The organism is Streptomyces sp. ISL-99, from assembly GCF_018614005.1.
Taxonomy (GTDB): domain Bacteria; phylum Actinomycetota; class Actinomycetes; order Streptomycetales; family Streptomycetaceae; genus Streptomyces; species Streptomyces flavidovirens.
Genome location: NZ_JAGGPC010000025.1, coordinates 28599 through 52315, shown reverse-complemented (window position 1 = coordinate 52315; position 23717 = coordinate 28599). Strand labels below are relative to the sequence as shown.

17 protein-coding genes are annotated in these 23717 nt (G+C 67.6%); 8 read left to right on the top strand and 9 right to left on the bottom strand.

The genetic code is table 11. The features are described from left to right. Positions 1–79: 79 nt before the first annotated feature. Both J7E91_RS15860 and eccD read right to left on the bottom strand, forming a co-directional pair. Complete coding sequence (locus J7E91_RS15860) at positions 80–3244, bottom strand: DEAD/DEAH box helicase (protein ID WP_251015733.1); 3165 nt, start codon at positions 3242–3244, stop codon at positions 80–82. Between the two features lie 1033 nt (positions 3245–4277). Beyond that, the gene (gene eccD, locus J7E91_RS15855; RefSeq protein WP_214904231.1) at positions 4278–5792 is read right to left on the bottom strand and encodes a type VII secretion integral membrane protein EccD; all 1515 of its coding nucleotides are present in this window, start codon (positions 5790–5792) and stop codon (positions 4278–4280) included. Positions 5793–6028: 236 nt separating this feature from the next. On the opposite strand from eccD, the gene eccCa reads away from it, so the two are divergent. From eccCa to J7E91_RS15825, 6 genes are all read left to right on the top strand, one after another. Then, positions 6029–10006: a type VII secretion protein EccCa gene (gene eccCa, locus J7E91_RS15850; RefSeq protein WP_214904229.1), complete on the top strand. Its 3978-nt coding sequence runs from the start codon at positions 6029–6031 to the stop codon at positions 10004–10006. A 231-nt stretch (positions 10007–10237) separates the two neighbouring features. Continuing rightward, positions 10238–10669 carry an amino acid ABC transporter permease gene (locus J7E91_RS15845; RefSeq protein ID WP_214904331.1) on the top strand — a complete coding sequence of 144 codons (432 nt, stop codon included), beginning with the start codon at positions 10238–10240 and terminating at the stop codon, positions 10667–10669. Between the two features lie 5 nt (positions 10670–10674). Next, on the top strand, positions 10675–12522 hold the full coding sequence (locus tag J7E91_RS15840; RefSeq protein ID WP_214904227.1) for an alpha/beta hydrolase: 1848 nt from the start codon (positions 10675–10677) through the stop codon (positions 12520–12522). Further along, positions 12519–13103, top strand: coding sequence for a hypothetical protein (locus J7E91_RS15835; RefSeq protein ID WP_251015732.1), 585 nt, complete (start codon positions 12519–12521; stop codon positions 13101–13103). Before J7E91_RS15840 ends, J7E91_RS15835 begins: the two co-directional genes overlap by 4 nt. Positions 13104–13523: 420 nt before the next feature. Further along, entirely contained in the window at positions 13524–14150 is a 627-nt protein-coding gene (locus J7E91_RS15830) for a hypothetical protein (RefSeq protein ID WP_251015731.1), read from the top strand. A 305-nt stretch (positions 14151–14455) separates the two neighbouring features. Beyond that, positions 14456–15136: a hypothetical protein gene (locus J7E91_RS15825; RefSeq protein WP_214904224.1), complete on the top strand. Its 681-nt coding sequence runs from the start codon at positions 14456–14458 to the stop codon at positions 15134–15136. A gap of 837 nt (positions 15137–15973) precedes the next feature. On the opposite strand, the gene J7E91_RS15820 is transcribed toward J7E91_RS15825, so the two are convergent. Next, on the bottom strand, positions 15974–16162 hold the full coding sequence (locus J7E91_RS15820) for a hypothetical protein (protein WP_214904221.1): 189 nt from the start codon (positions 16160–16162) through the stop codon (positions 15974–15976). 20 nt (positions 16163–16182) lie between these two features. Beyond that, positions 16183–17037: a helix-turn-helix transcriptional regulator gene (locus tag J7E91_RS15815; RefSeq protein WP_214904217.1), complete on the bottom strand. Its 855-nt coding sequence runs from the start codon at positions 17035–17037 to the stop codon at positions 16183–16185. Positions 17038–17311: 274 nt separating this feature from the next. Here J7E91_RS15815 and J7E91_RS15810 point away from each other — a divergent pair, with 274 nt between their 5' ends. Both J7E91_RS15810 and J7E91_RS15805 read left to right on the top strand, forming a co-directional pair. After that, a complete protein-coding gene (locus tag J7E91_RS15810) occupies positions 17312–17794 on the top strand; it encodes an ATP-binding protein (protein ID WP_214904214.1) in 483 nt (160 codons plus the stop codon). Then, a complete protein-coding gene (locus J7E91_RS15805) occupies positions 17781–17978 on the top strand; it encodes a hypothetical protein (RefSeq protein ID WP_214904212.1) in 198 nt (65 codons plus the stop codon). Before J7E91_RS15810 ends, J7E91_RS15805 begins: the two co-directional genes overlap by 14 nt. Positions 17979–18269: 291 nt before the next feature. Here J7E91_RS15805 and J7E91_RS15800 read toward each other — a convergent pair whose 3' ends face one another. From J7E91_RS15800 to J7E91_RS15780, 5 genes are all read right to left on the bottom strand, one after another. Then, positions 18270–19592: a hypothetical protein gene (locus J7E91_RS15800; RefSeq protein ID WP_251015730.1), complete on the bottom strand. Its 1323-nt coding sequence runs from the start codon at positions 19590–19592 to the stop codon at positions 18270–18272. Between the two features lie 264 nt (positions 19593–19856). Next, on the bottom strand, positions 19857–20156 hold the full coding sequence (locus tag J7E91_RS15795; protein WP_214904209.1) for a WXG100 family type VII secretion target: 300 nt from the start codon (positions 20154–20156) through the stop codon (positions 19857–19859). A 64-nt stretch (positions 20157–20220) separates the two neighbouring features. After that, the gene (locus J7E91_RS15790) at positions 20221–20580 is read right to left on the bottom strand and encodes a WXG100 family type VII secretion target (protein WP_214904206.1); all 360 of its coding nucleotides are present in this window, start codon (positions 20578–20580) and stop codon (positions 20221–20223) included. 88 nt (positions 20581–20668) lie between these two features. Continuing rightward, positions 20669–21937 (bottom strand): S8 family serine peptidase, encoded by a 1269-nt coding sequence (locus tag J7E91_RS15785; protein ID WP_214904300.1) that lies wholly within the window; start codon positions 21935–21937, stop codon positions 20669–20671. Between the two features lie 23 nt (positions 21938–21960). Beyond that, on the bottom strand, positions 21961–23715 hold the full coding sequence (locus J7E91_RS15780) for a hypothetical protein (RefSeq protein ID WP_214904203.1): 1755 nt from the start codon (positions 23713–23715) through the stop codon (positions 21961–21963). Positions 23716–23717: the final 2 nt, after the last annotated feature.

Genomic DNA, 23717 nt, shown 5'->3' with positions numbered 1-23717 from the left:
GTGCCACCTGTGCTACCTTGCGCCCGCTTCACGCCGCTACCGGGCGGTGGCCGCCGTGGAGACCCGCCCTGCGGCCGGCTCAGAGGCGGATCGCCGCGTACGCCCCGAGCCATCCCGTCCCCAGCCGGTCCCCGCGTGTGAAGACGGCCGCTCCGGTGCGCCCCGCCGACAGATCGGACGGGTCGTCGGGCGGCAGAAGCAGAGTGTTCTCCTCACCGTCGCCGCTGTGCAGGGTGGTGGTCGTACCGTTCCACAGCCGGATCACGGAACCGGGCGGAGCCGTCACCCGGACACGGTCCTCCCGAAGGTCCAGGCGGACGCCGGTGGCGCGCTCCGCGAGCAGTTCGCGGTAACGGTCCGGGGGCAGGGCGCAGTCGTTCGGCGGTGTCGTACCGTTCCAGTCGGGGGCTTCGACGCCGCGGGCGCGGGCCGCGCGCCACATCCGGGGCACGAGATCGGCTGCGAGCGGGGCGGTGGCCATCCGCTCGCACATCCACAGCAGCCGTCCCGCCCCTCGGCCGGGCCCCAGTGTCCGCCACCGGATGCGCTGGGCCAGGTCACCGGCGACGACGGCCGCCCAGGGGTGCACAGTGCCGAGGGGGCCCTGCGCGCCGAGCCAGGCCAGGTAGCGCTGGGCCTCGTCCAGGATGCCGGTCATCGAGTCGACGGGGATGCCGAGGACGTAGCCGGGCCGACCACGGAAGAGGCGCGGTCGGTCGGCGACGAGGTGGAGGACCGCGCGGGCGAGGTCGCCGGCCACAGCCTTCGGCTCGTCCTCCGCCGGCTCGCCTCTCTCCTCCGGCTCCTCGTGCTGCTGCTCCGCCTCGCGCAGTACGCGGCGCAGCGCAGTACGGGCCCGGTCGGTGAACGGTGCCTGTTCCAGCACCGGGAGGCGGGTGCTGAGAAGGGCCGCCAGCAACCGCTCGGCGGTGAAGGCGCCCTCGGGCACGGGGGCCTCCCGCACCGCGGTGGCCAGTTCGTCGGCGAGGGCGGCGTCCACCATGAAGCGGCTGGTCAGCCTGCCCAGCGGGCTCGTCTCCCAATGGTCCTCGTCGGCGACGGTGCGCAGACAGCCCGCCGTAGTGAGGAACCTCTCCGCCTCGCGCAGGGGTTCGACGCCGGCGTTTCCCTGGTGCGCGGCCAGCGTCCCCGCCCACCACCGCTGCGCCTCCTCGACGCCGCACACCCGTTCCTGGACGGCCTCGGCCAGGAGGTGGTCGGGCAGGTGGTCGCCCAGCCGGGACCGCACCGTGTATCCGGCGGCCAACCGGGCCTGCCAGTGCATTCGTTTCGCCGGGTCGGCGAGCAGGAACGCCCAGCCCTCCCGCTCCCCGGCACCGATCCGGCCCGCCCGCCCGAACATCTGCTGGACCATGGACACCTCGACGCGGTCCAGGCCGATGGTGGTGTCGGCGACGATCACGGCCCGGGCGGGGAGGTTGACGCCCGCGGCGACGGTGGAGGTGGCGACCAGGATGTCCGCCTCACGAGTACGGAAGGCCTGCTCGGCCTCCCGCTTGTAGGGCCAGTCCCGGTAGTGCAGCCGCACCCCGGCCTTGGTGCACAGCCGCTGGACGACTTCGGCGTCGTCCGCGTCCACACCGCCGGTCGGCACACCCCGGTCGGCGGCGAGCGCCAGCGCGGTGGCCCGCACCCGGCGCTTGCTGCCGCAGAAGACCAGCACACTGCCGCCGTCCGCACCGACCCCGCGGGCGATCCGTACGGCGACCTCGGTGCGGACGGCGGCCCGCGCCGCCCAGTCCGCCTCGTCCACCGACGGCAGGACGGGCAGCTGCCAGGTCAGCCGGGTCGGCCGCCAGGCGGTGCGGACCAGGCGGGCACCCAGCCACTCGGCGACCTCGTCCGCGTTGGCGACCGTCGCCGACAGCCCGACGATCCGCGCGCCCGTACCGTCCTCCCGTACCCGCGCGAGCAGCGCTTCCAGGACGGCCCCACGCGCCGGATCACCGAGCAGGTGGATCTCGTCGACGACCAGGCAGCCGACCTCGGCGAGCGCGTCGCGCAGCGATCCCGCGCGGCAGATCGCCTCGAACTTTTCCGTGGTCGCCACCCACACATCGGCCGCCCGGATCAGCTCGGTGTCCACGGCGGCCTCACCGGTCAGCCGCACCACGCGCAGGCCCCGACGCCGCCACAGCTGAAGCTCCCGGTCGAGTTCGTCGGTGAGCGAGCGCTGCGGCACCAGCCAGGCGGCCTTCTTGCCCCGGGCATGCGCGTCCAGCGCCGCCACCATGCCGATCGGGGTCTTGCCCGCGCCGGTGGGCGCCACCACGACCAGGTGCCCGGTGCCCTCCCGTACGACGGGAACGGCAGCCGCCTGGGCCGGGTTGAACGCCGGATGCGGCAGCAGCGCGGCCCACTCGGCGGGCACCAGCTTCTCCACCGGTACGTAGGTTGCCCCGTCGTCCTCCGGCAACTCCTCCAACGCGTCCCACTGCGCTGCGAAGGCGTCCCGGGCCGCCACCGCCCAGGGACCCGCGGCCGGGACAGCGCCACGCGGACCGACCACGACCAGATCCGTACGGCCGCCCAACTCATTGACCGTGCCGACCTGTTCGGCCTCCTCCCAGTAGCGGCTGACCAGGTACGGGACGCCGCGCCCGGCGAGCAGGCTCCGCAGCACGTCGTAGCCCGGGCCCTCCGGCAGGATCACCCGCACGTCCTCGGCCGCCGCGACCGCCTCCTCGGTGGGGCACCAGTCCGGATCGGTCACCTTGCACCACAACAGGGCCCGCTTCTCGGCCTGCTCCGGCACGGCCAGGTCCTCCGGCCACGCCGGACGGTGTCCCCCGCGCACTGCCCCAGGGAACTGCCCGGGAACACGGATCGCGGTCACGGCGACCCCGAGACCACTCGGGCAGGGCCCCAACGTCACAGGCGCGGACCCCGAAGGTGCCGCCGTGAGCTGGTCGTACGTCTTCACTCCCAGGTCCGCGAGGCTGAACGCGGTGGGGCAGGCAGGGCAGACGAGAGCGGCGTACCGGTACACCCGCCCCTGCGACTCGTACGGCCTGCGGAGCGCATGCAACTCCCCCTCACAGACGGGACAACGACGCCCCACCCGTTCCTCGTAGGCCCAGCCGGGCTCGACGAACCGCGCCGGGAGCACCCCGCCCAGGGCGACACCCCACCGCCGCCACACCACCCCGGCGACGGACCCCTCCGCGCCCGCCCCCGACTGTGCCGGGACGCCCCCGTCCATCACTCCGTCCGCGCTGCGCATACCGCGACTGTGGCATGTCGTGATCTACACCCGCAGGCGGTTCATCCGTCTTCCACCACTACGGATTCCACCACTATGAGCGAGGCTTGTGCTCAACCGGCCAAGGGAGTCACGGTCTCGCCGCGCGACGCCTACGGACGGCGCGTTGTCGAGCGGCCACAACAGCACGGCACCCTGACCAGTATCCGCCGAGCCCACGTCATCCCGCACCGTGCGCCAACGCCGCACAGACCGGCCCCGGCTGGATCGGCCGTCACGGCTGTTGTCGTAGGTCGCGAGGTCCAGGGCCGACGCAGCCAAGGCCGAGGCCGCCAAGGCGGTCGCCGACGCGGCCGATCACGCGTACACGACCGCGCAGGCGGCCAAGGGCGTCGTCGCCTGCGCCTCAGGAAAGCCCGGCCGACCGCGCGATTGTACGGATGGCACAACTCCCATGCGAAATCCGCGAGGCTGACCGAGGAACCATCTGCACGCCCCCTGCACGCCTGGCCACCAAATGGCCACCAGCTCGAACCGGACGGGGCCGGGGAGATCGACAGCCATGAACAAATGCCTAGGTCACAGCCCCGCAATCCGCAACCGCCACTGGCCGTCAACTCCACACCTACGCATTGCGATGCACAGACTGCACGTGCCCGATTGGCCCGAATTCCAAGGTCAACCAAAACAAGAAACCCCAGGTCAGAGGCCTGACCTGGGGTTCACCATGGAGCCGCCTTCGGGATTCGAACCCGAGACCTACGCATTACGAGACCACCAGGGATCGTGCCGGGCTGTCCCGCGTGATCGTGCCAGATCTCATTTTCCCAGATCAGAGCACGCGTCGCGGTCCCGCTGCTGACACCCCATGTTGCGCCGTCCGAAGGCGTCCGCGCTCCCCTTGCGCTCCCCGACAGGAGCATGCTGCCTACGTCTGCCACACGGTGACGTGCGGACCGCACCTCTGGTCGCCTTGTCGGGTCCGGACAAGGCAGAGGATTTCGGCGGTCTCCCCCTGGGCGCAGTCGCGGGTAACACTGCTTACCAGCCCGGCTCAGGAGGTCAGCGCACGGATTGAGTGGTAGGCGCCGAAGACCGCGAGGCACAGCGGCACGAGGGTCAGCAGCACACTTGTCTCCGCGATCTCCAGCATGCGCCCCCAGAAGGGGGTGACGCCCTTGCTCGGCACGATCAGTCCGATGGTGATGATCAGTGCGGCGATTCCGGCGACCGCGGCCGCGAGCCAGATCGTACGGATGTCGAGCGCTGTCCCGTCGCCTTTCAACGCGTTGGCCATCAGCCCCTTCGGCGGATTCAGGCACAGCCCGAGGCCGAGGAGGACCAAGGCTCCGAGGCCTGCAGCGAGCGCGCAGCCGACCTGTGCCGTGTAACGGAAGAGGTTGGCGCGCATCAGCATGGCGACGCCGGTGGCGAGTGCGAGCAGCTGCCCCCATATGTCGCCGGAGAATCCGAGCACGGCCGCAGCGCCCGCGACCACCAGCGCACAGCCGCCGACCAGACCGACGAGCAGCTCGTGGCCGCGCCGTGCCTGATCGGCGATCCGCTCGGCGTCGACCGGGCCGTGCCCCTGGGGTGCGGGGTGGGCTCCGTAGCCGCCGCCGGCGGCGGTGGGCGGAGGCTCGAAGCCGATGGGAAGGCGGGCGAAGCGGGTGGAGAGGCCGGGCAGGAAGGCAAGGACTCCTACGGAGAGCGGCGCGCACACCGCAGCGGTCTCGACCGCGTCCATCCCGGTGGTGATCGCGGTGAAGGTCACCGAGAGACCGACAGCGGCGGCGAAGACGCACGCGACGAACGGACCGTCTCCGCCTGGGGCCACGACCATGAGGATCACGGAGGCCACCAGCACGGCAGCGCAGGCGAGCAGGAACTGAAGTTTGCCGACACCCTGCCCCTCCCCCAGCGGCAGCAGCCCCGCACCGGCGACCGCGGCGTTCGCGAGCGAACCGATCCCCAGAGCCACAGACGAGCCGCGATCCTCATACATCCGTGCACGTACGCCGGCGAGGGCAAGCAGTAGTACGCCGCTGACTGCGGCCAGGACGCCGGGCAGACCGTGCATGTCGTGCCGGGGGTCGGCGGTCCACAGCACGAATGCGAGCAGCACCAGCAGAACCGAGCCTCCGAAGAGCCCGGCGCCGCGCATCAGCCCGTCGTTCCATAGCGTGCGGTGGCGGGCGACTGCGGAGGCCACGACATCGGAGACATCGTCGAATACCGCCGGGGGCAATGACTCCGCGAAGGGGCGCAGAGACAAGAGCTCTCCGTCGAGAATGCGCTGGCCGGCCAGAGAGCGTGCGCTGTCGAGTACGGTGCCGTCGCGACGTACCAAGTGATAGCCGACCGGCGCACTCTCCGCGCGGCGCTGTCCAGACAGCCGCAGAATCTCAGGATGGAGGTCGGCGACGGGGACGTCGTCGGGCAGCGCGACATCGACGCGGCTGTCAGGCGCGACGACCGTGACCCGGCAGAAACCGGTTCCGTTGTTCGACGGAGCCCCGTAAATAGAATGCCCGGTTCCGTGGGCCACTGCTCGGGCCGTCGTAGTCACCTGCTGCTCCCCCTGCTGCTGATTGTGGTGCGCTGGGCGGTCGTTGGTCGTGGACTCGCCTGCACCCCGTATGACCCCTTTTGCTTTCCAGCAAGTTCGCGGGCACGTACACGCGCCGCGCAACCCTACCGCCGGCCGGTGGCCCCCACGCCAGTAGGCTCCCTTCTGCGGACGGGACTTCTCGCCACGGGGGCGTCGACAGGAACTTCTTCGTCCGGCAAGGGAATTGGTGAGCTGTGAGCCAGATCGTCGTCAAACGCCTGCCACGGGCCTTGCCCCTCGAAGTGCCTGGTGAGCAGGTGCAGTTGCAGCCGCCGCCCGAGCTGCCGCGCGGCCAGCAGGAGGGCGCGCTCATGCAACTCCTGCCCATGCTCGGCATGGGGGGTTCCGTCGTCTTCTTCTTCATGACCCCGAATCCGATCATGCGGATCATGGGCATGGTGATGATCGCGTCGACGGTCGCCATGGCGATCGCGATGCTGGTGCGCTACCGGCGAGGCACCCAGGGGCAGCTTGCCGATATGCGGCGCGACTACCTCAAATACCTGACGCAGACCAGGCGGGCGGTGCTGAGAACGGCGCGTCTCCAGCGGGACGCGCAGTTCTATCTGCACCCGGACGCCGAGCAGTTGTGGGCGCTGGTCGCCGAGGGCAGCCGGGTGTGGGAGCGACGCAGCGGTGACGCCGACTTCGGGCAGGTGCGCATCGGCCTGGGCAGCCAGCAGCTCGCCACGCCGCTCATCGCACCCGAGACGGCGCCCGTGGACGAACTGGAGCCCCTCACCGCGGGGGCGCTGCAGCAGTTCCTGGCAACGCACGGCACTCTGGACGGCCTGCCCATGGCCGTCTCGCTGCGCGCCTTCTACCACCTGACGGTCAGCGGCGAGGAGCGGTCCGTGCGCTCCACGGCCCGAGCGATGGTCGGTTCGCTCGCGTCGTTGCACTCTCCAGAGGACCTGGTGATCGCCGTCGCAACCAGTCGCGACGCCGCATCGCAGTGGGAGTGGGCGAAGTGGCTTCCGCACGTTCAGGCCCCGGGCAGCAACGACGGCGCGGGCACCCGACGCCTCATCACCAACGGCGTACGGGAGCTGGAGGAGATGCTCGCAGAGCACCTTGAGGGCCGTCCTCGCTTCCAGCCCGGCGGACATCCGCTGCTCGAACAGCCGCACATCGTCGTCGTACTCGACGGAGAATCGGTCTCTCCGGAGTCGGCGCTCGCCGCGGCCGAGGGGCTGCAGGGCGTGACCGTCATCGAGGTCGTAACCGGCGAGGTCGCCGGGGAGCGCGGCGGGTTGTCCGTGGTCGTGGCTCCCGACTCCCTGCGGCTGGAGTCAGGGCACGGCCTGGTGTACGACGGGGTGCCCGACCGGCTGAGTCCCGAAGCAGCCGAGGCGCTTGCCCGCCAGCTCGCTCCGCTGCGCGTGGCCTCGGGCGGGGACGACGACGAGCCGTTGCTTGCCAATCTCGACTTCACCGACCTGCTGAACCTGGGAGACGCGTCCTCCGTCGACGTCAGCCGCACCTGGCGGCCCCGCTCACAGGCGGACCGGCTGCGCGTACCGATCGGGATCGGAGAGAACGGCGCTCCGGTGATGCTGGACCTGAAGGAGGCGGCGCAGGAAGGCATGGGACCGCACGGCCTGTGCGTGGGCGCGACCGGTTCCGGCAAGTCCGAACTCCTGCGCACGCTCGTACTGGGACTCGCTGTCACGCACTCGTCGGAGACACTCAACTTTGTCCTCGCGGACTTCAAGGGCGGCGCCACCTTCGCCGGGATGTCGGACATGCCGCATGTCGCTGCGGTCATCACCAACCTCGCGAACGACCTGACACTGGTGGACCGCATGGGCGACTCCATCCGCGGTGAGCTCAACCGCCGCCAGGAGATGCTGCGCGACGCGGGCAACTACGCCAACATCCATGACTACGAGAAGGCGCGTGCGGCGGGTGCTCCACTCCAGCCCATCCCGTCACTCGTCCTGGTCATCGACGAGTTCAGCGAACTCCTCACCGCCATGCCCGACTTCATCGAGATGTTCGTACAGATCGGTCGCATCGGTCGTTCGCTGGGCGTCCATCTGCTGCTCGCCTCACAGCGGCTGGAGGAGGGCCGACTGCGCGGTCTGGAGACGTACCTGTCGTACCGGATCGGCCTGCGGACGTTCTCCGAGGCCGAATCGCGTGCGGCGCTCGGCGTACCCGACGCCTATCAGCTGCCCAATGTCCCCGGCTCCGGGTATCTGAAATACGGCACGGGCGAAATGGTGCGCTTCAAGGCGGCGTACGTCTCAGGGGCGTACCGCACGAGCCCGCAGCGGACCGCCGGAGCCGACGGGCCGCTTCCGGTTGACCGCAGACCCGTGCGGTTCACGGCGGCTCCGGTGCCGGTGCGCTATGTCCAGCCGGACAGCCGGCTTCCCGTACCCGATGCCCGTACGCCCCAGGACGACGCACTGGCCGATACGGTGCTCGACGTCATCGTGCGGCGGCTCGAAGGCCAGGGCCCGGAAGCGCACCAGGTGTGGCTGCCTCCACTGGAGGACCCGCCGACGCTCGACGGGTTGCTGACCGGCCTCACGAGCGTACGGGGCCGCGGGCTGACTCAGCCCGGGTACGACGGCTCGGGTCGTCTCGTCGTACCACTGGGTGTGGTCGACAAGCCGTACGAACAGCGCCGTGACACTCTCTACCGCGACTTCTCCGGGGCAGCGGGTCATATGCAGATCGTCGGTGGCCCGCAGTCGGGGAAGTCCACCCTGCTGCGGACACTCATCGCGTCCTTCGCGCTGACGCACACACCACAGGAAGTGCAGTTCTACGGACTCGACTTCGGCGGAGGCGGCCTGGCCTCGGTAGCGGGACTCCCGCATGTCGGCGGGATCGCCTCCCGCCTCGACGCGGAGCAGGTGCGGCGTACGGTCGCCGAGGTGTACGGCATCCTGTCGCGCCGCGAGGAGTACTTCCGCAGCGCGGGCATCGACTCCATCGCCACCTTCCGCCGACTGCGCATGGGCGGCAGAATCTCGATGACCGAGCAACCCTGGGGGGATGTGTTCCTGGTCATCGACGGCTGGGGCAATTTCCGGGCGGATTACGAGGGCTTGGAACAGGTCGTCCAGGACATCGCCGCGCGCGGGCTCGGCTACGGCATCCATGTCGTGCTCACCGCCTCGCGCTCCATGGAGGTCCGCGCGAGCCTCAAGGACCACCTGATGAACCGGCTGGAGCTGCGGCTCGGCGACACCATGGACTCGGAGCTGGACCGCAAGGCTGCCGCCAATGTCCCGGCGGGCGTACCGGGACGCGGGCTGACCCCGGAGAAGCTGCACTTCATGGCGGCCGTGCCAAGGATCGATGGCGTCGACTCCGACAGCGACCTGTCGGAAGCCACGGCCTCCATGACCCAGGAGATCAACCGTCACTGGCCCGCGCCGGGAGCTCCAGCGGTGCGGCTGCTGCCACGCGCATTGCCGGTGGGCAGCCTTCCGGCGGGCTCGGCGGACCCGGAACGTGGAGTGGCCTTCGGTATCGACGAGAACAACCTCGAACCGGTCTTCGCCAACTTCGAACGCGACCCTTTCTTCCTGGTGTTCGGCGAGAGCGAATCGGGCAAGTCCAACCTGCTGCGCCTGCTCATCAAGCAGCTGAGCGAGCGGTACGACGGCGACGCCTGCAAGCTCTTCGTGATCGACAACCGGCGCACGCTGCTGGACGCCACCCCGCCCACACACCTGGCGGAGTACGTCCCCATGTCCAACAACATGGACCACCACATGGACGCCCTGGCCGACCTGATGCAGCGCCGTACACCGGCGGCCGACGTCACGGCGCAGCAACTTCGGGACCGGAGCTGGTGGCAGGGCCCGACGGTGTACGTGGTCGTGGACGACTACGACCTGGTGTCCACGAGCAGCGGCAACCCGCTGTCCAAGCTGACGGAGCTGCTGCCTTTCGCACGGGACGTGGGCGTCCGGTTCATCATCGCGCACAACACGGCCGGCGCGAGCAGGGCCGCGTACGAGCCATTCATGCAGCGGATGGTGGAGCTGGGCGCGCAGGGCGTCGTCCTCTCCGGCGACCCGAGCGAGGGCGACATCTTCGGGAACGTACGGCCGCGACCGATGCCGGCCGGGCGCGGCATCTTCGTCACGCGCCGACGCGGGAATCCGCTGGTGCAGACGGGGCTCATGCCGGCGGAGCACCAGGGGTGATCGGCGTCGCTGTAACTCCGCGGACCGGGCAAGGTCTTGATCGCGACACTTGCCTCCGCTTGCGGGAGAGTGGAGGAGCGGGGCGCCGTGGACGGTGGCGACGGGGCGGTGTGCCTGACGACGACTGCCAGACCGAGGTCGCGGAGATGCCGTGCAAGTAGTCGGACCACATTGCCAGGTTGAGCCGGAACGTGATCATCTGGACGGCAAACACGGGGAAGGGGCCCAGCGATGGCTTGGGACGAGTGGGAGCAGCTGAAGGCCGAGGCGGCCCAGAGGCAGTCCGCGAATATGCAGCTGAATCAGCTTCCATCCAGTGGCGGCGGGGGCAGTGGAGGCGCCGACAGGCTGAAGCACACCGACAAGCCGTGGACAGACGCCGCAGGCATCGCTGGTGCCCTGCGAACCAGCACAGCGACGGCAAAGAACGAATTGCACGACGCGCACGCGGGCATCGAATCCGGGACCGAGGGCCTGGACAGCGTGGGAGCACTGAAAGGAGTGCTCAGGTCCTGGGAGGAACGACTGGAAGCCGTGCGGGACGAATGTAACTACCTAGAGTCGGCGCTCCGGGGAGTGGTCAAGGCACAGGGGGCGAGCGACGCGCGGGTCAAGTCCTCAATAGACAGTGTGCGGAGTCCCGTAGACGAGAAGGCACGGTAAACGGGATGCTGACGTGGCAGCAGCTACGCGACTTGAAGTGCTCGGAGCTCGATGACGCGGCAGACGGCTGGGGTGTGGCCAGCAACCGGGCCGACTCCGCCCGGGGCCGGGTAGACAATGAGATGACGCGCAGGCTGGAGCAGACGCAGGATAGCGAGTCGGCTGAGGCCGCGGTCAAACGACTGAATCGACTCCGTAGCAATTTCCAGTACATCTACACGGAGTGTGGACTGGTCCGTACCTCGCTGAATAGCCTCGCGCATGAACTGAGAACGGCCCAGCGCCACCTGCGGGAGGCGCTTGACGACGCTGCGGGCCTCAGGTTCACAGTGAATGGTGACGGTTCGGTCGAGTATCCGGCCAGCGATAAGAACATGGTCGGTGAGCAGGTGCCCGGCGGCGGCGCCTTCGGGCACAACGGCTATCTGGACCAGCCTCGCCCGGGCGGACCATCGCTGGCCTCGGAAGGCCCTCCGCTGCTGGCCAATACCAACCCCAACTACGCAAAAGCCCAGGGCATCGCCGACCGTATCGCGCACGCCCTACGCGAGGCCCATGAGATCGACGGCCGGGTCCGGTCGACGCTGAGCAAGCTCAAGGCCCAGCCGGGCCTCACAGTCGACGCGGCGACGTGGACCGATGCGGCCAAGGACGCGGATGCAGTGCGCGGGGTGGCCCACGAGTACCTCAAGGAAGACATCCCGAACGACAAGTCCCCCGCGGAGCGCAAGGCGTGGTGGGACAATCTCACGCAGGAGCAGCGCGAGGAGTACGTGGCGGTCTACCCAGATGTGATCGGCAATCTCGACGGAATCCCGGCAGTGGTTCGAGACGAAGCCAACCGGGACAATCTGCGGCTTCTGATTGGGGAGCTCGAGGGACGGGGCGACGAGAAGGCGAAGACCCAGCTAGCGGGGCTGAAAGAGATGGAAAAACAGCTGTTGACGAATGTCGACGAGCGATTGTCGAAACCAAAGGAACCGCCGATGTACCTTCTCGGCATCAGCGACCAAGGAAGAGGACGGGCTATCGTCTCGTTCGGTAACCCGGATACCTCAAAGAATGTTTCGGCGTATGTTCCCGGACTCGGCACGGCGCTCGATGAGGAGTTCGCTCGGAACGATGTGAAGCGGGCGCACGACACAGCAGTGGGAGCAAGGGCCAACGACCCCTCAAGCGCGGCAATCGTCTGGCTTGGCTACGACGCCCCGCAAATTGGTTCCGACGCCGACACTCTGCTCGGCAACGCGGATGTCGCTCAGGATTTTTCGGCGGAGCGGGGTGCAACCGCCTACAACAGCTTCATGAGCGGTCTGGGTGCCACCAACGACAACGAGGATCCCCACCTCACGGCCATCGGCCACTCCTACGGCTCCCGCACGGTGGGCGCGGCCACCCAGGAGGACGGCGGCATCCCCGGCGTTGACGACATCGTTCTGGTCGGCAGCCCCGGCGTGGGCGTAGACCGAGCCGAGGATCTCGGTGTCGGTAAGGACCACGTTTTTGTCGGCGCCGCCGAGAATGACCCGGTGACGCGGGCCCCCTCGGGCCAACAGACCGGGGCAGGGATGCCTGGGTTCGTCGTTGGTGGACCAATTGGTGCCTACCTTGCCGGTGAGATAGCTGACCAGGGAGATGACGACGTCTGGTTCGGCAAGGACCCGGCGAGCGACGCCTTTGGCGCCAGACGCTTCGTAGTGGATGCCGGCCCACTGCCCCTCGTGGGCGGCGACGGGCCAATCGACGCGCACTCTAACTACTTCGACCCGGAGAAGGACCCCGAATCAGCGGAAAATATCGCAGCCGTGGTATCTGGCGATCCCGACCTCTTGACCACGGAGCAGCATCGATGAAATCCCGTCTGTTCATTTCAACGCTCGCAGTCATGGCCGTGGCCGGCTGCGGCCTGGGTGACAACCCGACGAAAACCAAGAACGAGGAGCCCAGCATGAACATGCAGGAAGCTGCAGACCACGCCGAGGAAATCCTTGACAAGACCGCTGACTCGCTTCACCCACCCCTCGAATGGGACCGCGGCCCGTCGAGCGACCCCATTTGCACGGACTTCAAGAATGATGCGACAGGCAAGGGATCTGTGACCCGGAGGCGGTACGCCTTGACGATCATCTCTCCCGAGCGTCGCGACAGCTTCATGGGAGTCGTGGAGCGGCATTGGAAAAAGAGCGGCTACAAAATCACCTCCGTACGCAACCACAAGGAGATGCCAGCGATCTTTGCATCTACGCCAGAAAACTTCAGGATGGTTCTGAAGATCGGTTACAAGGGTCAGGCATTCGTCGACGTATCGTCTCCCTGCGTGACGGAGTCCCAGGTCACTGAGCCGCCCATGCCGCCAATCGACCCTGCCGACCCCGCCTCAAAGGGCCTCCCCTACATCCGTTCCGACTTCTGGTCGGCCGAGACGTCAAGTTGATAGCGGCGACTGGGGGCTTCCCATCCTGAACGCCAAACGATCTCGAGGCGCGAACAGTGCCCCTTTCAGGCGACCTAACGACGTCAGTGCCCCCTGGCTTGCAACGGAGTCCAGGGGGCACTGTGCGGCGGTCGGGCTGAGGCTGTGCCGGCGGCCCACTGGAACTGCTGGCGGGGCCTTCGGGTTCGCGACTGGCAACGCACTGACCGACGAGAGTCAGATCTACTTCGGCACCGATCCCGCGCACGAGGACTTCGGGGCCCAACGCTTCAAGGTCGACGACGGTCCCCGGCCCTCACTCGATGCAGGAGTTCCCGCCCACTCCAATTACTTCGACCCCGAGCGGGACAGAGAATCGGCCCGGAACATTGCCAAAATCGTCGCAGGCCATGCGGACAAGATCAACACCCAGGAGCCCCGTTGAGAATTCCCCGGTTCGTAATCGCCCTGCTCCTGGTGTTCGCCACCGCGACCGGTTGCAGCCTCCTCGCCAATGACGAAGCTCCCGAAAATAAGCCGCCCGAAATGAACATGCAACAAGGTGCCGGCAAGGCCGACGCGATCACGCAACAGACCCTCTCCAGCATCAAACCAGTCCTTCGCTGGACTCACGGGCCTTCAAGCGACTCGGACTGTACCGACTTCAAAAGCGACCCTCTGGGTACTGGGTCCGTCACACGCCGCATCAGAATCATGACCATCGTCTCCACGGAACGGCGCGGAAGCCTGCTCGGAATCGTGGAACGCAACTGGAAGGCCCAGGGATACAAGATCACCAGTATCAACGCGGACGAAGACTTCCCAGCCATCTACGCCAGCACCCCCGAAGACTTCCGCATGAGCGTATCTGTGGGAGGCGAGGGCCAGTTCGAGTTCGACATCGCCACCCCGTGCTTCACCGACTCCCCCGTTGCTGACCCCACAGCCGAGCCGAATACACCGCCCTACGAGGGCGGCAAGCCCATCCCCAGGCCCAATATCCGCGACGACTTCTGGTCCGCACTCACCCCCATCCCTGCGAACTCCACGGCTTCACCGACCCCATGAGAGACAACATCCGCGCACGGTCTGTCCGCCGAAGGGCAGTGAACACACGTCTCTGAATCGCGGTCACTGTCGTCTCCTCCTGCTTCCAGAGCGGGCCCAAGGCCTCGGCCACGCCATGAATGCGGCACTCCTGCTGGCCGAGGTCCGTGCGGGCCGGGCTCTACAGGTGCTGGGCGTACTCGTCCATCACCTCCATCACCAGATGTCGCTGTCCCTCGTAAGACGACGAGATGAGTACGCGTGCTCAGGCACCGTGAGGGGCCGCACACATGTCCCGGCCGCGCCCGGACGGTAGCGTCCGGCGCATGACCGAAGAGAGCGCCACCCCGGCGGCCACCCCCACCAAGAGCCCGGCCCACGGGGCGCCCCGAGTAGTCGGGATCGGCTGCGCCGCCGTAATTGCGGTGCCGCTGCTCGTAATTCTTGGCTATGCCATCACGTACTCGGTGCAGCGCTCCACGCCCGAGGACTATCCCCGCATGGCCCCCGAGGAGATGGGGCGTCGCGTCGCCGGAAACTCCCAGGAGGCCTATACGGCCCTGGGGTTCAACCGCGTCGTGCCCCAGACCGGGGAGGACTCGGAGAACTACACGGCCTCCTCCTACTGCTACCCGGGCGGCCTGGAGAGCATCGCTGACCAGTCAGTCGACGGCGCGTACCGGCTGTACCACCGCTGGGCGCTGGACAACGTGCCCAAGAATGAGGCGCTCCCCGCCCTGCGCCGACTGCGCGAGCACCTGAAGGACTCGGGCTGGCGCATCACCGACTACGGGCAATCCAAGGACGCCAACGAGTGGAATCTGCAAGCGCAACGAGGCGGTCACTCGGAGGACGGCGGAGACTACGAAGTCAGCTTCAGCTGGAACGCGAACCGACAGAGCTTCACAGGCGGGAGCGGAGCACCGTGCGCCTACGACCCCCAGTGGAAGAAATCCGACCCGCTGCCCGGCACTGAGCTGGAGCCACCAGGACTCACCCCACGGTGAGCTGCGCGCAGGCCGTCTTGCCGATCACGCGGCCGGTTACGCGCCAGGGTGTGGCGTGCGCCTTGACGAGGCGCAGACAGTGACCCGGCTCCACGTCGCGGGACAGACTTGGGGCTGCAGGTCGCGATCCACTGCGGTGTGGCGGTTACGGTGCCGCTAGCGGTGGTTTGTCGAAAGCGGGCCGCTGGACCATCGCCCGGCATCGTGATCTGCCGAGATCGGAAAGCCGCTACCTCTCGGGCCGGAGCCGCGGTCTGGGAGCCTTCCCGATTCGACAAACCACCGGTAGGAGTCGGCACCGTCAGCCGCGCTCGATGGCTGAGCATCCGGTCAGCCACTCCGCCGGACCAGATTCCCTCGCCGCGCCCCGCAGCTCAACGTCGTTTCAGGTGATGCGATCGAGGTCGCCGCCCCTTGTGGCTGCGATGAGATGGCGCAGGCCCTCTCGGGTGGTTGTGATGATGTCCACAGGGCGGTTTGGCAGAGGTGCGGTGTCCCGTCGGGCGTGAAGCCTATCCGCAGGCAGCGTTGACGCCGGGTACCGGTAGTTCGTTGAACTGGGCGGTAGGCCGAGGACGGGTGTGGTGTGGCCTCGGTGGCCGGTGGCGATGTTCGGCGTATCCGGCGGTGTTTAGTGCGCCTCTGATCAGGTCGCGGATGCCGGCCAGGACGACGGGGGCATTGGCGATGCCGACCTTACAGTGGCCCTCGCGGAGGGTGACATAGCGGCTCCAGCGCATGCGAATCGTTCACCATCGAGGCCCTTGGTACCGCACCCGCCGAAGTCTTCGCCAAGCTGCTGACCAGCGAGAGTACGTCTACCAACTGGCATCACCGTCAGACGAGGTGGTCGAGGTCGCCGCGTTTGGCAGCTTCGACCAGGCTGCGGAGGTTCTCGCGGGTCGTGGTGATCAGCTCGTCCGGGCGGGCCGTTTCGCGTAGGACAGGGGTGCCTTCGGGGGTGTGGCCTATCTGAAGGCAGGCGTTGCCGCCGTCCCCGCCGCATAGCGGGGCCTGCCAGTGCATTTCCGTCATTGTCCGGCCTCTCAGTGTTGCTGCGCGATGGTATGGATGAGCGTTCGGGAGTCCTCGGCGGAGAGGCTCGTGGCGGCCATCCTGTCGATCAGGCGGCGGTAGTTTCTCAGCTGCATCTCGGAGTCGAGGAAGACCGAGCCGTGGAAGCTGTCGAGCTGCACGGTGTCGAGTTGAGGCACAGGGCCGTCGGCATAGAAGATCGGCTGGCCCGGTCCCGCGAAGCCTTCGGCGCCGAAGGGAATCACCCTCACTGTGATGTGGGCGAGTTCGCTGACCGTCAGGATGTGGTCGAGTTGGGCTCGGGCAACCTTGGAGCCGCCGAACTGCATGCGTAGCGCTGCCTCGTGGATGATCGCTGTGTACGGTGCCGGGTCGGTGCGCTCCAAGAGGACGTCCTGGCGCTGGATTCGGTGCGCCGCCCGGAGTTCGACCTCCTTGGCGGGCAGCGCGACAAGGGTCTTCTCGAAGACGGCTCGGGCGTGGTCGCCAGTCTGGAGGAGCCCGGGGATGTGCACCATGACGAAGGCCGTCATCCGCCGGGCGTGGTACTCGAGTTCCGCCACATCGAGGAAGGGTGCAGGGAGTCGCCCGCGGTACGCCTCCCACCAGCCGGTGGCCCGTTCGCTCGCCATGTCGGCTAGGGCCTCGACCAGGTCGCTGTCCGGGCACTCGTAGTTGCAGGCGAGCGTGCGAACGCGCTCTGGGCTGATGCCGAAACGACCGGACTCGATGTTGGGGACACGTGTCCGGTTGACTCCGAGCAGGGCGCCGGCCTCCTGGGTGGAGACCCCTGCCGACTCACGCAGCTTGCGCAGCTCGGCGCCGAGGCGCTGTTGGCGCACGGTCGGGGTGATTCTGGGCGGCATACTTCCCCCTTTCCAACATCACTCACAGTCTGCCGTCGGGGTGGCAGAAGGTCCATGTCGTAGAACGGTTCTACCAAAGAGGTAGAACCGTTTTCGGAAGACCGCTACATTCTGTAGTGCACCGCTCACACGCGACAGCGCCGGAAGTGCACCGCGCGAGCATGCCTGCCCATCCCTGGGGACAGGTGTGCTCGCGCCCAGGGAGGCGAGTCACCGGCGACCGCCTGCGTGCGAACACTCCAATCCCTCACAGCGAAACAGGAGTTATTCGCGCATGAGCATCACACTATGCCCGACGGCATCGGCTGAGCTGGTGCCGGTCGGGCCGTCCATCGACAACCTCTCCTATTCCTTCGGTCTGCCCGGCGGCGCGTACTGCGTCGGGCTGGCGAGGGTCGCCGTACGGCAGCTGCTTCAGGAGCGCGGCCTTGCCGCCATGGCTCCGCTCGCAGAGTTGGTGGTATCCGAACTGCTCGGCTGCGCCTACCGGTTCACGCCGGACAGTGATGTCAGCCTGTCCCTGCGATGTCGATACGAAGTCCTCAGAGCCACAGTCTTCGATCAGCATCCGGCGCATGAGCCTCAGACCGGGGCTGCGTGCCGGGAGCGGCGAATCGGATCCCTGCCCCTGCTTGCCACCCTGATGGATGCCTGCGGCGGGGACTTCGGCGTCGCGGACGCCGAGCCGCCGCTCACCGGCGTCAAGTCATGGGCCGTGATCCCGATGGAAGGGGCGTACCGCTATGCACTCCTCTGAAGCAGAGGTGGTTCTGGAAGCGTTGCGGCAGGAACTGGATCGGCTCGGGATCCTGCTGCCCTCCCTCCGCGTCGAGCAGGTCTGCACTGGAGCCGAAATCGTTCATCTGGGCGGCGCACGGCTGGAAGTTGTCCGGCAGCTCGCGGATGCGTTGCGCGCTGGGGCGGGTGGTCAGCTTCCGTGATGCTTGGCGGACTGTCCTCATGCACGAGCGGGCGCAGTGCAGCAGCGCCGGCTCCAGCAGGACGGTTCGTTCGGCCTGCTCCAGTGAATCGCTTGCCTCCTGGAGCTGGTTGAGGTCCAAAGTGGCCGTCGGGTGGGCGAGTTCCGCATAGGGGAGCAGCGTCCACCAGTCGTATTCGAGCCGAGTGAACGCAGTTACTGCAATGGAGAGCGGGCGATCAACAAGCTGAACAGCTCCGAGCCGTCGCTACCCGCTACAACAAACGTGGATAACTCGTGGTCGAAGAGTCACTTAGTCCGCCTCGAAGGCGGAGGGCGCTGGGAATTCGACATCGGTGCAGCCGCGGCGCTCGGTGATGTCTTCGACGTACGCCCGGAAGAGGGCAGGCAACCGGTCGAGCACGACGTCGTCGTAGGTGTAGCTGACGGTGAGGGTGTGGACCGCAGGCCGCCCGTCACAGGCGGACGAGGCCCACCAGACGCCGGGACCCGCCCCGCCCCCGGCGGTGCCCGCTTTGACGTACTCGTAGTCGTCGAGGCCCTCGAAGGCGACCGACTCGGTCTCAGCACCAAAGAACGATGCCGTTCTCATCCACCAGGGCGAGTGCGTGAGCGCCCTGTCCGCGTACTCCCGCTGGGATCCGCTCAAGTGCGGCGCGATCTCGCGCACGCTGGTAGGGCTGGCTGCCAGCAGGCAGGTCTCCGTCGTACTCATGGCTCCGGTGGGTGCCTCCAGCATGCGGTCCGGCAGCCGGCCGCGCCGGGATTCGTCAAGGTGTCTGCCGTACCAGGCGCAGGAGGCGTTCGCGGCCTTCGGAGCGCGGAGTTCTCGCTCGGGTGTCTTCAATTGCATTGAAATTCGCGAGAGTTGAGAGTCACATTTCAGCCTGCTGGCGGCCTGCGCCGCGGAACCGCGAGCCAGCTCGGCGAGAATTCTGCGGTCCTCGTCCGATACGTCGTCGTAATCGGCCCTGGCCGTAACCTGCAAGGAAGCGGGATTCCCGGATGCGCAGTCGGCCCGGACCGTTACGGAATCGTCGCTGTAATGGCCGAGTGCCCCGTCGCCCAAGGGACGGGGCTCGGCGTGGTCGGCCCGGCGGGTCACGTCGTCGGGGCGGAATTCCCGGTCTTCACGGTGGCCGAACGGTTCGAGCCACGTCTCGTCACCCACTACGTTCATGGGCGCGTCGTCGGCGGAGGTACGGACGATGAGTGAGAAGAGACCATCGGACTTGCCCGGCCCTGGCACCCGGTAGATCTGACACGAGCCCGGCAGCGCATCGAGCCGGAGCTCGTCGTTGTCACCACTTCCCGGCCTGGCCCTGACGACCCCGCCCCGCAGGTCCATCGCCGCCTCGGCGTCCACGATCCCGGCACAGGCCTCGGCAACCTGGTCCTCGCTCGTGGCCCTGTCCCGCACATCCGTGTAGGTGAGCCAGTACGCCCACAGGCTCGCCCCGATCCCGAGCGCCGCGGCGATGCAGAGCAGCTTGTTGCGCCTGTCGCGCCAGGGCCCGGGCACGGGCGGCAACCGGGGCAGCCATCGCGGCCGCCGCACCGGCGGCACGCCTTCGGGCAGCCGCGTGCCCGCCCTATCCTCACCATGGTGGCTCATGCAACCCCCGTGCGCCCTTCATGCCCCGCTAACAGTTCCAGAAGCTATCAGCCGCCCCACACACCACGGCAGCCCCGCCAACCACATGGATAGTGCTGCGGGTCCCCCGGTTCCCGGCCGGTCAGCCGACCGCGGTGCCTCGGGAGCCCCTGTGGCGTGCTGGTGAGCGCGAGACCGTGCAGTCGACGTAGGGGGCTGGCGATTCATGGGCACAAGGGTGGGCATCTCCCGTGCATGCCCACCCTGTCTCGTATCGCCCTCCGCCTACATGAAGTTGGCAGCGGCCCTCTTGTCTCCCGCCTGGTACGCGGGGGCTGCGTCCTGGACCGCTCGCGAGATCTGCAGGAGCGAGGTGTGGATAGCCCTGGCTTCCTTGTCCCATTCGGCCTGGGCGGCGTTGTACGCCTCCCTGGCCTCGCCGGCCCAGAGCTCGGACACCTCAGCGATCTTCGCCTTGATGGCTCCGAGACTCTGGTCGAGCTTGTCTGCCTGGCTCTTGATGTCCCCGGCCGCGCTGTCGAGTGCGGCGTACGTGACGATCATCGTGCCGTCGTTCTGTGCCATGAGTCCTCCAACTACTTGTCATGTGCGGCGTGATGCCGAATACGAGGTACTGGCGCCACGTGTGTCAGTACTTGCTGAGGTTCGAAGATGCCCTCTCCGCACCAGAGTCGCCCGCGTAGCCCTCGGCCACGTCGATACCCTTCAGGGCCGCCTCGACCTCGTCCTCTGTGGTCCCGGAGATGGTGCGGGCGGCCGCGATCGCTTCCTGGAACTTCAGCAGCAGCTTGCCGATCCGCACCATGTTGTTGTTGATCTGCGTCTGCTTCACGTTGAACGCGCCGGCGCCGATGCCCTGCCACTGGCCTTCAAGGCTGTCAATCGTTGCCTGGAGCCTTTGCAGTTGACCCTTGACGCTGTCAAAATTGGTGGACAGTTCGCCTTGCAACTTGCCAAGGGAAACGCCATTTACCTTCTGGACTGCCATGCGGTGGTATTCCTCTCTAGGGGTACTCGGTGGGCCTGCTGCGTCCCACCGGTCACCGGACGGTGACAAATACGGGCGCGCGGGCGGGTCAGCTGTTTCGGCGCTTGCGGACTACGGCAAAGGCGCCGCCCGCGAGGATCGCCGCAGCTGCTGCCGCGCCGATAATCAGGCCCAACTGGCCGTCGTCCTCGGCCTTCTCACTGGACCCTGCCACGACGGCGTCGCCACCGGGCTTGGCCTTCCGGGCCTGTGACGAAGCTGGTGCCGAGGGTTTGGGCGAGCCTGAAGGGATGGGCATCACCTCGTCGGCGAGGAGCTTGGCGTCGGGAGCGCCGGGGTTGCCCTTGCCATCAATGATGACCTTGCGCGGGCGGATCAGTCCGTGTCCGAGGTACGTGCTGCGGGTGCCCGTCTTCCAGCTGCGGCCGGCGGTGTCGAACAGAACACGGAGTACCTGGTTCGCGGTCCATTCCGGGTGGGCGGACCAGATCAGGGCGGCAGAGGCCGAAGCGATGGCGGTGGCGGCCGTAGAACCGCCACCATCGTCGCAATAGCTCTGGAACTTCGCGTCGCACCACCGTGGGAGGCCCACTCCCGGAGCGGCAATGTCCACGAATTTTCCGTGTTGAGAGTAATCAGCCGCACGGCCATCTCGACGACTCGGGACAACGCTGACGACTTCTGGATACGCGGCCGGGTACTGCACCTTGTTCCCCATCTTGGCGTTGTCGCCCGTGCCCGCGATCAACAGCTTGCCCTTGCGTACGGCATATTCCATCGCTGCCTGTTCCCCGAACATGTTCAGGCCGATGGCATATTGGTTCCCGACCGAAATATTGATGATCTGGGCGTCGCTGTCAGCCGCAGCCCGGATGGCACGGTCCAGGGGGTCGTTGATTTGCGGTACCGCATCGTGCTTAAGGAGCGGGATCCGCACAGGGATGATCTTCGCACCAGGTGCCAGACCTCGCAGGCCACCGCCACTCCCCGTACCGGCAATCAACTCCGCCGTGGTGGTCCCTTGGCCGTCGTAGTCGTCTGTCGATCCACCCGCCGCTTCCTCAGTGGCGTTCACGCCCTTCAGGACCTGGCCCTTCAGCGAAGGGGTGGAGGGATTGACGCCGGAATCGATGACAGCGACCTTGATGCCTTCGCCGGTGGTGGTCTTCCACATCTCCTCGGCGCGCATTCCTTCCAGGTACCACTGCTTCGTCTGCGCATCCGCAGCAAGGGCAGCCGGGGCCAAGCCGACGATGCCCATGCTCCAAGCGCCGACCGCAGCCAACGTGCAGACCAGTCCTCGCCGCAAAAAGCGAGGTGACCTCCCGTTCCTGGCCTGGCTCATTCGTGCCGTCATCCTGGCTTCCGAACCTTCCGTGCTCATTCGATCACCGGGGGCACGGTGCCACGCCGACGGGCGGCCCATGTCTCTTCGTCTTCCGTGAGGTAGTCAGGACGCGATGATCTGGTGCGCTCCTGTTCCTCGTTCTCGGTCTGCCTTTGGCCCGCGGGGCCACGCACAAGGCCGGCGCCCCCCTGGTTGAAGCCGCCGACACCAGGTCGTGACCCTGGGGCGCTGCCGCGAGGCGTGCCGACGACTCCGTTCGAGCTGGCCGTGCCGCGCCCGCCCGGCCCGGATGCGCCGTTCGCAGGGTGCGCTCCAATGACACCCTGCTGAGCGGCCCTTCCTGCGGTACGTCCCGACGCTGTCGCCTCACCTCCGATGACGGTTCCGCGCGGGATTCGAGGTGAGGATGAGCCTGCGGCGGCTCGCTGCGGGTTGCCGCCCACGATGCCATTCGCACTGCCCGCCGCTCGGGGAGCGGCCGAACCACCCGTGCCCGCACGGCCAGCCATGGGCTGGCCTGCCGCACCGGATCGACCGGCTGCGGGAGTGTGGCCTGCTGAGCCGACCGGACCTGCTGCGCCGGCGCGACCCATCGCTGCCGGGCCACTGCTGACAGCCCCCGGCCGCCCCGCTCCTCCTGCACGTACGGCTGCTGCAGAGCCGCCCCCAGCCGCCCCCTGCCGCCCCACTATCCCAGCGTTCTGCCCCGCTGCCCTCGGCCTGTCGGTCGCACCGGCCGCGCGCGCTGCGCCGCTTTTCACAGGGTTCACAAAGCCGCCAGCCATGATGGGAGGAGTCGTCCCGCCCGCAGGGCTTGTTGTTCCCGTGGCGGAGGAAACCGGCGGCGTGCTAAGGCTGGTGGTAGGCGCAGGCGGCGCGGCGACACTGTCGATCTCCATCGACGGGCTCCGATCCGGAACGGGCGTGACCGCGCCGGGCGCTACCGTGCCGATGGCTTCAGCCCTGGCCGTGCCACCCGTGCCGCTGGAATCCGCGTGGTTCGACACAGCCACCGACTGCGGCGCGGTAACTCCGGACAAGTCGGGGCTCGCCGGAGTGGAACCAGGGGTCGGTCCGGGTCCGGCCGACCCGCTCGGCGGGGGCACACTCGCCTTCAGCGTCCTATGGAACTTCGGCGGTTCCTGCGTCTCCAGCGTCTGTGCGGAGACCGCGTAGAACGACGCCAGGCGGTTCATCTGGTTGATGGCCTCCTGGCGGTCCTTCTCCACCTTCACGGCCGCGTCGTATTCCGGATTGCCCTCGATACGCGCCGGAGTCTCAATGTCCTCGACGCTCTTCTTGGCCAGCCGGCCATCGCGCGGCGGCATGGACTTGTGAACGGACGCCAGCCCCGTACCCGCGACCGTGATCTGTGTCCCGGCGGCGTCCGCGAACGTACCCAGACTCCTGGCGTGCTCGGCGAGCTCCCTGCCGAATGAACGGAACTCGTTGCCGGACTCACCCTTCCACTCGACCTTGTCGATGTAGTCCTGGAGTTCCCGCGCGGCGTCTTTGAGCGCGTCTCTGGCTTTCCAGAGAGCGGTGCCAGCGCTCTCCATATCCGCCGGGTTGGCGGTTTCCACCAGGTCGATCATCGCGTTGAGCTCGTGGGCCTCGAAGCTGGTCCTGGCGAAGAGCCCTGGACCGCGGCCACCGAATCCGAGGATGTCCATCATCGACGTGACCTGCTGATGGGCATCAGTCACGCCTAGCTGGGATCGGACCCGTACCTGGTCCTGCTCGTGTTGCGCCTTGGGCGGGAGTTCCGGAGGGCTCGTTTCACTCATCG